At 68.3% G+C, this 12,290-nt stretch carries 14 protein-coding genes; 6 read left to right on the top strand and 8 right to left on the bottom strand.

The window, feature by feature from the left end:
- Window positions 1-8: 8 nt before the first annotated feature.
- Complete coding sequence (locus ACTWQN_RS25810; protein ID WP_443206150.1) at window positions 9-515, bottom strand: winged helix-turn-helix transcriptional regulator; 507 nt, start codon at window positions 513-515, stop codon at window positions 9-11.
- A gap of 143 nt (window positions 516-658) precedes the next feature.
- Here ACTWQN_RS25810 and ACTWQN_RS25805 point away from each other — a divergent pair, with 143 nt between their 5' ends.
- Genes ACTWQN_RS25805 through ACTWQN_RS25795 form a run of 3 tightly spaced genes read left to right on the top strand, consistent with a single transcriptional unit; the run spans window position 659 to window position 2,304 of the window.
- Entirely contained in the window at window positions 659-1,003 is a 345-nt protein-coding gene (locus tag ACTWQN_RS25805; RefSeq protein ID WP_443206149.1) for a nuclear transport factor 2 family protein, read from the top strand.
- A 50-nt stretch (window positions 1,004-1,053) separates the two neighbouring features.
- A complete protein-coding gene (locus ACTWQN_RS25800) occupies window positions 1,054-1,902 on the top strand; it encodes an LLM class F420-dependent oxidoreductase (RefSeq protein WP_443206148.1) in 849 nt (282 codons plus the stop codon).
- Between the two features lie 45 nt (window positions 1,903-1,947).
- Window positions 1,948-2,304, top strand: a complete 357-nt coding sequence (locus ACTWQN_RS25795) for a VOC family protein (RefSeq protein WP_443206147.1) — start codon at window positions 1,948-1,950, stop codon at window positions 2,302-2,304.
- A gap of 21 nt (window positions 2,305-2,325) precedes the next feature.
- Here ACTWQN_RS25795 and ACTWQN_RS25790 read toward each other — a convergent pair whose 3' ends face one another.
- From ACTWQN_RS25790 to ACTWQN_RS25770, 5 genes are all read right to left on the bottom strand, one after another.
- The gene (locus ACTWQN_RS25790; protein ID WP_443206146.1) at window positions 2,326-3,288 is read right to left on the bottom strand and encodes a PDR/VanB family oxidoreductase; all 963 of its coding nucleotides are present in this window, start codon (window positions 3,286-3,288) and stop codon (window positions 2,326-2,328) included.
- 284 nt (window positions 3,289-3,572) lie between these two features.
- Window positions 3,573-4,910: a zinc metalloprotease gene (locus tag ACTWQN_RS25785; protein ID WP_443206145.1), complete on the bottom strand. Its 1,338-nt coding sequence runs from the start codon at window positions 4,908-4,910 to the stop codon at window positions 3,573-3,575.
- 267 nt (window positions 4,911-5,177) lie between these two features.
- Window positions 5,178-5,561 (bottom strand): hypothetical protein, encoded by a 384-nt coding sequence (locus ACTWQN_RS25780; RefSeq protein WP_443206144.1) that lies wholly within the window; start codon window positions 5,559-5,561, stop codon window positions 5,178-5,180.
- 448 nt (window positions 5,562-6,009) lie between these two features.
- Window positions 6,010-7,290 (bottom strand): hypothetical protein, encoded by a 1,281-nt coding sequence (locus ACTWQN_RS25775; RefSeq protein WP_443206143.1) that lies wholly within the window; start codon window positions 7,288-7,290, stop codon window positions 6,010-6,012.
- A 52-nt stretch (window positions 7,291-7,342) separates the two neighbouring features.
- Entirely contained in the window at window positions 7,343-7,711 is a 369-nt protein-coding gene (locus tag ACTWQN_RS25770) for a hypothetical protein (protein ID WP_443206142.1), read from the bottom strand.
- Window positions 7,712-8,003: 292 nt separating this feature from the next.
- Between ACTWQN_RS25770 and ACTWQN_RS25765 the strand changes: the two genes are divergently transcribed.
- Window positions 8,004-8,315 (top strand): hypothetical protein, encoded by a 312-nt coding sequence (locus tag ACTWQN_RS25765; protein WP_443206141.1) that lies wholly within the window; start codon window positions 8,004-8,006, stop codon window positions 8,313-8,315.
- Window positions 8,316-8,511: 196 nt separating this feature from the next.
- The gene (locus ACTWQN_RS25760; protein ID WP_443206140.1) at window positions 8,512-9,501 is read left to right on the top strand and encodes an LLM class flavin-dependent oxidoreductase; all 990 of its coding nucleotides are present in this window, start codon (window positions 8,512-8,514) and stop codon (window positions 9,499-9,501) included.
- Between the two features lie 51 nt (window positions 9,502-9,552).
- On the opposite strand, the gene ACTWQN_RS25755 is transcribed toward ACTWQN_RS25760, so the two are convergent.
- Together ACTWQN_RS25755 and ACTWQN_RS25750 are read right to left on the bottom strand one after the other, a co-directional pair.
- The gene (locus ACTWQN_RS25755; RefSeq protein ID WP_443206139.1) at window positions 9,553-10,344 is read right to left on the bottom strand and encodes an ABC transporter permease; all 792 of its coding nucleotides are present in this window, start codon (window positions 10,342-10,344) and stop codon (window positions 9,553-9,555) included.
- A complete protein-coding gene (locus ACTWQN_RS25750; RefSeq protein WP_443206138.1) occupies window positions 10,341-11,291 on the bottom strand; it encodes an ATP-binding cassette domain-containing protein in 951 nt (316 codons plus the stop codon). The genes ACTWQN_RS25755 and ACTWQN_RS25750 overlap by 4 nt, the downstream gene beginning before the upstream one ends.
- A gap of 332 nt (window positions 11,292-11,623) precedes the next feature.
- Here ACTWQN_RS25750 and ACTWQN_RS25745 point away from each other — a divergent pair, with 332 nt between their 5' ends.
- Complete coding sequence (locus ACTWQN_RS25745; protein ID WP_443206232.1) at window positions 11,624-12,268, top strand: class I SAM-dependent methyltransferase; 645 nt, start codon at window positions 11,624-11,626, stop codon at window positions 12,266-12,268.
- Window positions 12,269-12,290 lie beyond the last annotated feature (22 nt).

The raw sequence follows: 12,290 nt of genomic DNA, 5'->3' as shown, positions 1-12,290 counted from the left end.
GACGGGCGTCACGTCGTCGGCTGCTGTTCGGGGAACTCGTGCGGATAGCGGGTTCGGAACGGTTCACTGGCGGCCGGGCCCGCGGTGAAGATGAAGTTCTCGTCGTCGAGCCGACGGCCGGTGGCCCGGTCGACGATGATCGGATCGGCCTCGACGCCGGTCTTCGCGTCGACGAGGATCATGCTGCGATCGGCCGGTTCCAACCGCGAGTTCCCCCACGCGGCCAACGCGATCAGCACCGGCCGCAGCGACCGCCCGAGGTCGGTCAGGACGTACTCGTGGCGGACCGGGTTGGTCTGGTAGGGCTTGCGCTCCAGCAATCCGTTCGCCACCAGCGCCTTCAGCCGGGCGGTGAGCATGCTGGAGGAGATGCCGATGTTCTGCTGGAACTGGTCGAAGCGCGTGTAGCCGTCGAAGACGTCGTGCAGGATCAGCAGCGTCCACCACTCGCCGACGTAGCCCAGTGCCGTCGACAGTGGACATTCGCGGTCTTCGAGCCGGATCTTGCTCACCACCGTTTGACCACCCCACCTGTTGATGCTAACTTCGAAGTCACTTACTTCTACTTTAGCATCCACGACGGTCGGCGGTCGAGCACGCCCAAGAAACCTGGGACCGCTCATCGCGGCGACCGCATGCCCGAGCACGGAGAGACCCGATGACGAACCAAACCGCCGCCGACCGGTTGCCTGCAGCCGTCCGCACCTACCTGGCCACGCCGAAGGACGAACTGAGCCCGCTGGTCGAGCAGCTGTTCACCAGCGACGTCGTAGTGCACGACGACGGCCAGACCCACGTCGGCGTCGCAGCGATCCGCGCCTGGACCGAAGGCGTCGCAGCCGCGTTCACCTTCACCCGGACCATCACCGACACCACCCTCACCGGCAACGCGGCGATCGTGCTCACCAGGGTGGCGGGCGACTTCCCCGGCAGCCCGGTCGACCTGCACCACCACTTCTCGCTGGCCGACAACAAGATCAGCGCCCTGACGATCTGCACCTGATCATCCGACGATCCGGACAGCTCAAGAACCCATGAGGAGCCATCGAAGAAATGTCGCTTCACCTCGGCACGTTCGGCGCCTGGCTGAACCCCCTGCACGATGACGACGCACGCACGAAGTACGCCGTGGAAGCCGAAGCGCTCGGCTACGGCACCGCCTGGCTCGGATTCGGCATCCAGCACATCGAAGATCTGGCGCTGGTCGAGCGGATCTTCGATGCGACCTCGACGATCACCGTCGCGACGGCGATCGTGAACATGTGGATCAACGACGCCACCGAGATCGCCAAGTCCTACCGGCGAATCCGCGCGGTGCACGGTGACCGGCTGCTGCTCGGCATCGGCATCGGCCACCCGGAATCCATCCAGACCTACCGCAAGCCCTACGACACGATGGTCGACTACCTCGACCGGCTGGACGACGGCGGGGTGCCTCGCGACCGGCGGATCCTGGCCGCACTCGGGCCGCGCGCGCTGCGGCTCGCCGCCGCTCGGGCCGCGGGCTCGCACCCGTACCTGACCGTTCCCGCACACACCCGCACTGCGCGCGAAGTCCTCGGCCAGGACAGGATTCTCGCACCTGAGCAGAAGGTCGTGCTGGACACCGATTCGGATGCGGCCCGCGCCATCGGCCGACCGTTCATCCAACATCCGTACCTCGGCCTGACCAACTACGTCAGCAACCTGCGGCGGCACGGCTACACGGAGCAGGACGTCGCAGACGGCGGCAGCGACCGCCTGATCGACGCCCTCAGCCTGCACGGCACCGCGGCGGCCATCGTCGCCGGGATCACCGGGCACCTAGACGCCGGAGCCGACCACGTCGGCATCCAGGTGCTCACCACGGGCACCGAAAGCCCGATGCGGGGCTACCGCGAACTCGCCGAAGTCCTGTTCTGACGCGAATCGTTCGACCTGGTTCCGCTGGCGCCGGACAATCGGGGGATGACGGTGCGGGTCGGGTCGATCGTGATGGGCGCGTTGGACGTGCGGCGGGCGATGGAGTTCTGGTGCCGGGCACTCGGTTATGTGCCGCGTGACGAGCCGGAGGACACCTGGGTGGTGCTCACCCCGGCGTCCGGGGACGGCCCGAACATCTCGCTCGGGCTGTCCGAGACGCCGGTGCAGCACCGGCCGCGGGTGCACCTGGACCTCTACACCGGCGACCAAGCCGCCGAGGTCGAACGGTTGCTCGGCCTCGGCGCGTCGCGGGTGGACTGGCAGGACTACCCGGCGGACGCGGACTTCGTGGTGCTCGCGGACCCCGAGGGCAACCGATTCTGCGTGATCGACCACGCCTGACGGCGGCGAAACCGCCAACTCTCAGATATCCAGCACCAGTCGACTACCCCGGCACCGGGAGACGCAGATCATCATCGTGTCCCCCGCCGCCTGCTCCTCGTCGGTGAGCACGGAGTCCCGGTGGTCGAGCTCGCCCTCCAGGACCGTGGTCTCGCAGGTACCGCAGGTGCCTTCCGTGCAGGACGAGAGGACGTTGATCCCCGCGTTCTCCAGCGCTTCGAGGACGGTCAGGTCCGGGGTGACCGTGACGCTGACCCCCGAACTGTCGCAGACGACCTCGAATTCGGTGTTCTCGCCGGACGAAGCGACCGCGGTGAAGCGCTCGACGTGCAACCTGCCGGACTGCGGGCACCGCTGTTGGACGGCGTCGATCAGCCCGGTCGGCCCGCAGCAGTAGACGAGCGCCTCCGGGTGTGCGTCGAGCATGCCGTCCAGGTCGAGCAGGCCGACCTCGTCCTGCGGATGGACGTGCACCCGGTCGGCGAACTCGGCCAGCGGTTCGAGGAAGGCCATCGACCGGCGGGTGCGGCCCCCGTAGTGCAGCACCCAGTCGGCGCCGGATGCGGCTGCTGCCCGGACCATGGGCAGCAGCGGGGTGATCCCGATGCCACCGGCGATGAAGACGTACCGCTGCGCTGGCAGCAGCGGGAAGTTGTTGCGCGGCCCGCGCACCCGCAACGCGGTCCCGACCGCCAACTCGTCGGCTATCCACCGGGAACCACCGCGTCCGTCGGGTTCCCGCAGGACCGCGATCCGCCACCGCTGCCCGTCCGAGGGATCACCGCACAGCGAATACTGGCGGGTCAGGCCGCCGGGCAGCACGACATCGAGGTGCGCACCGGGCGTCCAGCCGGGCAGCGCGCCGCCGGTGGGGTGCTCGAATTCGACTCCGACGACTCCCATCGCCTCGTCGCGACGGTCGACGACGACCAGCTCGGCCTCGAAATCCGAAGCGGTGCGGCTCGGCGCGGTGGACGGGAGCATGCACGGACCTCCCCTGGATCAGGAACGGGATCACACTCGCATCCGAACGTAGGGCCCGGCCGGGGACCGGGGGATCGGATCGATGTCGCAACCACGCCGTCCTTTGCGCCGACAACGACTACGTCATCTGTCGCAGAGCCCGCCTCGCGGCGGGGCCAGATCAATCACGATCCTGGTCACCGATTGGTCCACTTCGGACGGCTGACCGTCCGGAGCACAAGCGATCCACCCCCCGCGCTCGGCGGGGATGTTCGCTGGTGGTCCGGGAGGTGCGGCTGATCCGCTCAGCCCTGGGCGCGGCGGGCGCGCCAAGACCGGATCTTGCGGACGAGACTGCGGCCCAGGTAGACGAGGATCAGGGTGACACCAGCCCACGGCAGCACCAGCAGGAACATCCGGAGGATGGCGACCAGGGCGGCGGCGATCTCTCCGGCCCGCGCCGCACTGCCCACCCCCTGGCCCTGCACCAGCAGCGCCTGCCACACGACTGGCAGGACCTGCGGCGCGAGGACGAGGAACCCGATCAGCCAGTACGCCAGGAAGGGGATCACCAGCACGACCCAGACCGCGATCACCCACCGCGCCCAGGGTTTGAGCTCTCGGACGCGGGGATGCATCGGTCGGCCCGGAACCAGGCTGCGCAGCGTGGGTCCCATCCGGTCGAACAGGTCCGGGACCCCGACCAGGTCGCTGAGGATGTAGTAACCGTCGAGGCGTATCGAAGGCAGGAACTGCCAGACCGTGGTGGCCTGCCAGGCCAGCAGCGCGACCAACAACCACGGGAGCTCGGTCTGCGCGTAGAGCGCGATCATGACCAGGATGGCCAGCGCGTTGAAGTAGATGCCGCCGAGATCCGTGCGCAACCGGCCACCGCGACTGAGGCGGTAGGACTCGGTGACCGTGCTGTACATGGCAGGCCACACCAGGTAGATGCCCAACCCCATCGCGCCGGGACGGGCGCCGCCGTAGCGGCAGGCGGCGACGTGGCCGAACTCGTGGAAGATCCCGGCGATCGCCAGCACACCGATCACCAGCAGCAGCTGTTCCGGCTGGTTGATCATCGCTTGCGCGCCGGAGACGATCTGCCCCATTCCGCTGCGCACGACCAACCAGATGTCGGCGAAGACGAAGCCCGCCAGCGCGATGATCAGCACCGGTGGCCAGAACAGCGGCTGGAACAGTCCGGCGATCACCCAGACGACGCGTTCCGGCACCAGGGCGACCCGGAACTTCAGCGCCAACAGCCGATCCCGGCCCTTCGGGACCGGTTGCTCGGGCCGGTCGGACGTCGGGTCGGCCGCCACCATTCCGGCCAGCCGCAACCTGTTCTCGACCAGGAAGGACACCTGCCCGGCGGTGATGTCGCGACCCCACTCGTCGCTGAGGTGCGCGGCGAGCTGCTGGTAGGTGCGCTGTCCGTCGAGGCCAGCGGCCACCAGGTACAGCAGGTGCGAGAGTTGCAGGATCTGACCGTCGGCCCGGCGCGCCAGGTACGGCGGTTCGCGGTGCCCCGAACCCTGGTACTGCCCGATCAGCTCGGTGCCCGCCACGAGGGCGGGTACCGGGAGGTGCGCGACTTCTTCGTCGGCCGCGGGTGTCCCGGCCTCCGGAGTGGCGACCATGACGACTCCCTGGAGTACTCACGTCAAACAGGCCTGGTCGGCGGTCGGCACTCCCCTCCAGGGGAATGCCGACCAGCCGACCGGAAGTGCACTTCCCGAGCCCTGCCTTCGAAGCCGCTCAGTCCGCTCGCGCGGCTGGCGCCGTCCGAGGTTGCGCTACGCGCACCGACGCCGAACGAATCCGACGACAGGTCCCCTGAGCATTCATCGGTGGTTGTGGGTCAGCACCATGCCACCGACCCGCCGTGAACGCCGGACCGCAAGAGATCAGTGGACGGTTCCGCCGCCATCGCCACCGATACCGGAACCGCCGATGCCGTTCCCGCCGATGCCGTCGCCGCCGCGGCCACCATCGCCACCGTCGCCGCCATCGCCACCGTCGCCGCCATCACCGCCGTTGCCGCCACCCTGGCCGCCGCCGTTGCCGCCGCCAGTGCCGCCGCTGCCGCCGGTGACATCGCCGGTGGTCGTCACGTCATCGTCGCCAGCATCGACCGGGTGGTCGTGCCAGTGCACGTCGTCGTCGAGCACGACCACGTCGTCGCCGTTCCAGGGAAGCCACATCGTCGACATCACCGTGCGCGGTGGCAAGAACTCCACGCGCTGATCCGCCAACTCGGCAACGCTCAGCGACCGAGAGGTTTCTGGCATCTGCTGCTCCTTAGCAAATTGAACCGAATTCACCGGGGAAGAACCGGAACAACGCCGCCACCCTGGTTCGCGCTCCAGCGGCGCTTTCCTGGTGCTCGGGGCAGAAGATAGGAGCACGAGGAACTTGCCGCACCTCGAATCACCCATGGGTGCTCCGCATTCCGCCGTTTGTGCGGAATTTCGACGCATGGCATTGGGGTGTGGCGTTGCGCTCCGACAGTCATTGCTGACGCAACGTCCACTGTGTACCTTGACGTATTGAATTGGACGGGGCGGAAACACGCGACCCGAGCGGTTCGGCGGAATGCTGGTAATGCCCGGTTTCCGGGCATCCATCAGCCCGAGAAAAGGCGCAATACCGATGCTCCGTGCTGGTTGCCGCCACCCGAGAACTCACTGGTGGGGACCTGCTGGCGCGGGTCCTCGGGCGGTGGTCCGTCCAGTCTCGTCAGTAATCGCGCCGGGTGGCCTCGGCGCCCGCGGCGATGATGTGTCCGCCAGCGCCACCGGCACCGCCAAAGCCGCCCTTGTCCGCGGTCGCGTTGAGTCCCTGGTGACCGACTGGGCCCCGGGTGGCTCCGTCGCCGCCATCGCCACCGTCGCCGCCATCACCGCCGACACCGTTGAAAGTGTCCACTGTGGCCGTGGCGCCGCTCATGGTGATGATGTCGCCGACGTTGGCGAACCCGCCATCGCCACCGGTACCGCCGGTGCCGCCATTGCCCTCGTTCTCGCGACCGCCGTCGTTGACGGTCATGGTGCTGTTGCCGCCACCAGCGCCGCCGTCGCCACCGAGGCCGCCCTGGCCGCCCTGCACGGTGATCATGTCGTGGCCGGTGGTGACGATGGTCGCGCCCTCGCCGTTGCCAGCACCGCCGCGGCCGTTGGCGTACAGGCTGCCCCCACCGCCGTTGCCGCCGGTGCCCCCATCGCCGCTGCGGTTGTTCGTCCCGCCGTCGGCGCCGCGGCCGCCGGTCCCGGCCGCGCCGTTGTCGCCGCCGGTGACGGTGATCTTGTTGTTGCCTTCACCAGCGGAGATCCGGCCGAGGTTGGCGGCGCCGCCATTGCCCGCGTTACCGCCGTCCCCGCCCCGGGCGTCCGCCGGATCGGCACTGCCCGGACCGGCGTCGCCACCCCTGCCGCCGTTGCCGCCCTGGCCACCGGTAACGGTGATCGTGTCGTCCCCGGCGCCGGTGTCGATGCTGCCGGTGCTCGCCACCCCGGCGGCGCCGTTGCCGCCGTGCCCACCGGTACCGGCGCTGCCGCCCGCCCGCGCAGTGGCGCGACCGCTGGCGGTCCCATCGCCGTTCTTGCCGCTCCAGCCGTCGAGGCTGCCGTTGCCGCCATTACCGCCATCGCCGCCACTTCGGCCGGTGACGATGATCGTGTCGTCCCCCGCGCCGGAGTTGACGGTGCCCGCCATGGCACCGCCCAGGACGATCCGGTCGTTCCCGTCGGTGCCGTTGAGCGTTTGTCCGGCGGGGACGCCTCGACTGCAGACGATGTTCTCCCCGGAGCCGTTGTCGGTGCGCGTGCAGGTGTTCGGGGCGGCCTCGGCGGCCGGGACCGAGGCGAAGCTGAAGGTGACGGCGAGCATGCCGACGCTGGACAGCGGCCACCAGCGATGGCGACCGGCGCCCTGGACCTGACCGCCGCCGGAGACGGCCCGCGAGGCGACGGCCGTGCCCAACACCTCGGATGGAACGACCCGGCGAGGACGATGACTCATCGAGATAACCCCTTACCAAGAGTTATTGAACTGGGCTGAACAGCCGATGATCTTAGGCCAGAAGAACCAGGAAACTTGGTATTGAGCGGCTTGTGTCGTGCTCCGCATCGCCGGGCGTGCTGTCGGCCCAAGCCGCCGTGCGCTTCCTCGGTCCGTGCGCGATCTCCGCCATCGATTCGCTTCGCGAGTCGGGACCGGCAGCACTGGCCGCGAATTGGTTCAAATTCGGAAATGAGCGGAAACGGATCAGCGCGGTTGTTGAAGAAATGTTCGGCAGGTTACCCGCGTTAACCAGGAATGCGCTGAACGACAGCCGCTGCGCAGTGCGGTCGATAGGATCGGAAAAAGACGCGGGCCTGGCTGCCGCAAACACCGGTTCGAGGTCGGCCCGGTGTCGGCACGCTGCGTCTACCAGCACCACTTGATTGCCATCCGTGACTTCAGCGCATGATTGATTACTTCCGCGACGTATCCGCAAGGCCTCGGAAACATCCGGCGAAATCGATGCTGAGCTGCGGGTTTCGCGTTAGTCGTTCATGATGGCACGTCCCATCTCGGACATTTTCATGCTGCGCCGTAATCTGGGTAGACCTACGCTGCGTGCTGATGCCAACGAACTGGGGCGTTGGAATGGGGATCTGGGGGCGTTTATGACCTTGCTTAGGCATCGATCTCCGCGTCGGTTCCGAGCCCGATAGGCAAGGGAGGACCAAGTGTTCGATTCGACTAAGCCGTTGAGCTCCACGGAGCTAGATGACCAGTGCGTGGAGTTCCTGCCCGCGCGCACTGTTATGACGACCTGGCCGCTGGCCGAGGGCTTCTTGGGCGACTTCGAAATCAATGGCGGTGACGGCGGCGACGGCGGCGGCACCGGTGGCGGCACCGGTGGCGGTGACGGCGGCGACGGCGGCGACGGCGGCTCACGTGCCCCCGGCGGTCACGGCGGCTTCGGCGGCAACGGCATCGGCGGCAACGGCTACGGCGGCGGCGGCATCGGCGGCAACGGTGGCGGCAACGTCTGGTGATCCACCCTGACGCGAGCGGCGGGTCTGCGAGGCCCACGCAGACCCGCCGTCCAGCGGCGCGGACGCGTGGGGGGTAATCCTGGCCACTGACAGCCGAGCACACTCGCGGAAATATCCGAGGTGGTTGCTCCGTTGCAACTAGCGCGGGGCGACTGCCTCGTATGCGTTCGCGTGCGATTGAAAGGCTGATGCTGCCGTGGCTGTTGCTCTCTCCATTCTCGATCTGGCCCACATCAGCTCGGGAGAGACAGCAGGTGACAGCTTCGCGGCGAGCGTCCAGCTGGCACAGCGCGCCGAGGAGTGGGGTTACCGGCGGATCTGGTACGCCGAGCACCACAACATGCCGACGATCGCCTCGTCGGCCACCAGCGTGCTGATCGGACACGTGGCCGCGCACACCCGGAGCATCCGGCTCGGCGCCGGCGGTGTGATGCTGCCCAACCACGCGCCGCTGACCATCGCCGAGCAGTTCGGCACCCTCGAAACGCTGCACCCGGGACGGATCGACCTCGGTTTGGGGCGGGCGCCGGGCAGCGACCAGCAGACCATGCGGGCGCTGCGCCGCGATCCGTCATCCGCCGAGGCCTTCCCGCAGGACGTGCTGGAACTGCAGGGCTACCTCTCCGGCGAGTCCCGGATCCCCGGGGTCAACGCGACGCCGGGCAACGGCACCAACGTGCCGCTGTACATCCTCGGTTCGTCGATGTTCGGCGCCAAGCTCGCCGCGGTGCTCGGCCTGCCGTACGCCTTCGCCTCGCACTTCTCGCCGGATGCGCTGGAAGCGGCCGTCGCGCTGTACCGGCGTGAGTTCCAGCCGTCCGAGCAGCTCGCCGAGCCGTACGTGATCGCCGGTGTCAACGTGATCGCGGCCGACACCACCGAATACGCCGAGGAACAGTTCGAGGCCGCGAAGCGCTACCGCGTGACTCGGATGTTGAGCCAGGGCAGGGAGTTCACGCCGGAGGAAACGGACGCGATCCTGGACTCCCCCGCTGGCCGCCAGGTGCTGCAGATGACCAGGTACACCGCTGTCGGCACCCCGGCCGAGGTGGACGACTACCTGGACCGCTTCGCCAAGCAAGCCCAGGCCGACGAACTGATCGTGGTGTCCGCGGCCACGGATCGCGCCGCCTGGCTGCGGTCGCTCGAACTCGTCGCCGAGGTTCGCGGACTGAAGTCGGCGTGAAGTCGGACTGAAGCGCCGGACCCGAGATTCGGGCCCGGCGCGAGGTTCTGGCTACCGCGCGGCGGCTCGGTTGAAAGCGGCGCGCGCCCACAGGTAGCCGACCAGCGCGATGGCCACGCACCAGCCGATGGCGAGCACCGCGTCTGCGCCGATCGGGGTGCCCATCAGCAGTCCGCGGACCGTTTCGATGATGGGCGTGAAGGGCTGGTTCTCGGCGAACCAGCGCACCCCGGCGGGCATCGAGTCGGTGGGCACGAACGCGCTGCCGAGGAACGGCAGGAACTGCAGTGGCAGGCCGATGTTGCTCGCGGTCTCGGCGCTCTTGGCCACCAGGCCGACGGCGACCGACATCCAGGTGAGCGCGATGGCCACCAGCGTCAACACCACCACCGCCGCGATCCACTCGCCCGGACCGGCGGTGGGCCGGAACCCCATGAGCAGCGCGACGGCGATGACCAACCCGACGCTGAGCATCGTCTGGATCACGCTGCCGACCACGTGTCCGGCCAGCACCGAGGACCGGGAGATCGCCATGGTGCGGAACCGGTTGATGATGCCCTCGGTCATGTCCACGCAAACCGACACCGCCGCCGACATGGACCCGGACGTCGCGGCCATCATGATGATCCCGGGGGCGACGTAGTCGAGGTAGTCGGCGCTGCCGCTGGCCGCGCCGCCAAGACCGGCGCCCAGCACCCCGCCGAAGATGTAGACGAACAGCAGCAGCATGACGATCGGCATCCCGATCACCGAAAGCGACATGCCGGGGTAGCGCAGCGCGTGCAGCAGGTTGCGCCGCAGCATGGTCGCGGAATCGCTGGCGGCATGGGAAAAGGTGGTCATCGCAGTGCCTCCGCCGCTTGGTCGGGACGGCCGGTGAGGGCCAGGAACACGTCGTCGAGATCGGGCGTGTGCACGGTCAACTCGGCGACGTCGAGCGACTCGGCGTCCAGCCGGTCCAGCACGCCCCGCAGCGCGCGGATGCTGCCTTCGCTGGGGATTTGCAGGGTGAGCGCTTCGTCGTCGCGTGACGTCCCGGCGAAGCTCCGAGCTGCCGCATCGAGCCCGCCGACATCGGCGAACCGCAGGCGGATGTGCCCGCCCGGGATGCGGCGCTTGAGTTCGTCGGCGGTGCCCTCGGCGACCAGCCGCCCGTGATCGAGGACCGCGATCCGGTCGGCGAGCTGGTCCGCCTCCTCCAGGTACTGCGTGGTCAGGAAGATCGTGACCCCGTCGGCCACCAGGTCGCGGATGATCTCCCACGTGGTGCGGCGGCTGCGCGGGTCGAGGCCGGTGGTCGGTTCGTCGAGGAAGATGAGGCGCGGGTCGCCGACCAGGGTCATCGCGAGGTCGAGCCGACGCCGCATGCCCCCGGAGTAGGTGGCGGCCTGCTTCCGGCCTGCCTCGACCAGATCGAATCGGTCCAGCAGTTCGGCCGCGCGCCGCCGACCTTCTGGACGGCTCAGGTGGTGCAGGTCCGCCATCAGGATCAGGTTCTCCTCGCCGGTGAGCAGGTTGTCCACCGCCGAGAACTGGCCGGTGACGCCGATCGCGGCGCGCACCGAGTCGGGATCGTGGGACAGGTCGTGGCCAGCGACCCGCGCGTTGCCGCCGTCGGCGGTGATGAGCGTGGACAGGATCTGGACCGTGGTGGTCTTTCCCGCGCCATTCGGGCCGAGCAGCGAGAAGATCGTGCCTCGCGGGATGTTCAGGTCGATGCCGTCGAGCACGACCTTGTCGCCGAACGATTTGCGCAGTCCGCTGACCGCGATCGCCGCTTGTTCCGCCATGCCCCCTCCTTTCGTCGTTGCCGATGCTTCGACCCCGATCGTTCGGCGTGCGCCGCGTCCGGCCGGTCAACCCACAACGCGAGATCGATGACGCCATCTTGGCATCATCATGATGCCAAATCAAGCCATCAAGGCTCAGGTTGATGCCATTGAATCTCGACATGGCACTTCGTGCGGCTGTGTCGGGCCGTCCACCTCGGGTGAGGTGGGCGATTTCGCGCGAAATCGCCGTCTCCCATGCGGGGCGGGTGGCGATTTCGCGCGAAATCGCCAGGTCCGCCACCCGCACCGCCACGCAAACCAACCCGCACACTCTCTAAACTGGTTCGGTGATGGTCGACGATGCCCAACAGGCACACTGGCAGTCGGTCTACCAGCGTCATCCGCACATGTACGGCGAGCTGCCGTCGGAACCCGCCCGCTACGCCGCCGAACTCTTCCGCGCCCGAGGTGTCCGCGCCGTGCTGGACCTCGGTGCCGGGCACGGGCGCGACGCCCTGCACTTCGCCCGCAGCGGTTTCTCGGTGCACGCCATCGACTTCAGCCCCAACGGTCTGGCGCAACTGGCCCGCGCCGCCGAACACGACGGCCTCGCCGACCGGATCACGACCACCGTGCACGACGTGCGCGCTCCGCTTCCACTAGCCGACGGGAGCGTTTCCGGGGTTTTCGCGCACATGCTGCTGTGCATGTCACTGTCCACAAGCGACATTCACGCGCTCGTCGCGGAGATCGAGCGAGTTCTGCGGCCGGGCGGCAGTTTCGTCTACACCGTCCGGCACACCGGCGATGCCCACTTCGGAGCGGGCATCGCCCACGGCGACGACATCTACGAGCACGGCGGCTTCGCGGTGCACTTCTTCAACCGAGCCCTCGTCGACCGGCTCGCCACCGGTTGGCACCTCGACGAGATCCACCCTTTCGAAGAAGGCGAGCTACCTCGCCGGTTGTGGCGCATCACCCAAACCTGCCCCTGACTCGCGGTGCCGCGGGCGATTA

The sequence above is a fragment of the Saccharopolyspora antiqui genome (assembly GCF_052246905.1).
GTDB lineage: Bacteria > Actinomycetota > Actinomycetes > Mycobacteriales > Pseudonocardiaceae > Saccharopolyspora.
Note: the sequence above shows the minus strand (reverse complement) of the source record. Positions and strands in the feature narration are given on the sequence as shown.

Bases quoted from the DNA above. Each gene is read 5' to 3' on its own strand.
- ACTWQN_RS25750 (WP_443206138.1), bottom strand. From the start codon at position 11,291: ATGGCGGAACAAGCGGCGATCGCGGTCAGCGGACTGCGCAAATCGTTC.
- ACTWQN_RS25795 (WP_443206147.1), top strand. From the start codon at position 1,948: ATGACGGTGCGGGTCGGGTCGATCGTGATGGGCGCGTTGGACGTGCGG.
- ACTWQN_RS25755 (WP_443206139.1), bottom strand. From the start codon at position 10,344: ATGACCACCTTTTCCCATGCCGCCAGCGATTCCGCGACCATGCTGCGG.
- ACTWQN_RS25785 (WP_443206145.1), bottom strand. From the start codon at position 4,910: ATGGTCGCCACTCCGGAGGCCGGGACACCCGCGGCCGACGAAGAAGTC.
- ACTWQN_RS25775 (WP_443206143.1), bottom strand. From the start codon at position 7,290: ATGAGTCATCGTCCTCGCCGGGTCGTTCCATCCGAGGTGTTGGGCACG.
- ACTWQN_RS25805 (WP_443206149.1), top strand. From the start codon at position 659: ATGACGAACCAAACCGCCGCCGACCGGTTGCCTGCAGCCGTCCGCACC.
- ACTWQN_RS25780 (WP_443206144.1), bottom strand. From the start codon at position 5,561: ATGCCAGAAACCTCTCGGTCGCTGAGCGTTGCCGAGTTGGCGGATCAG.
- ACTWQN_RS25790 (WP_443206146.1), bottom strand. From the start codon at position 3,288: ATGCTCCCGTCCACCGCGCCGAGCCGCACCGCTTCGGATTTCGAGGCC.
- ACTWQN_RS25745 (WP_443206232.1), top strand. From the start codon at position 11,624: ATGGTCGACGATGCCCAACAGGCACACTGGCAGTCGGTCTACCAGCGT.
- ACTWQN_RS25800 (WP_443206148.1), top strand. From the start codon at position 1,054: ATGTCGCTTCACCTCGGCACGTTCGGCGCCTGGCTGAACCCCCTGCAC.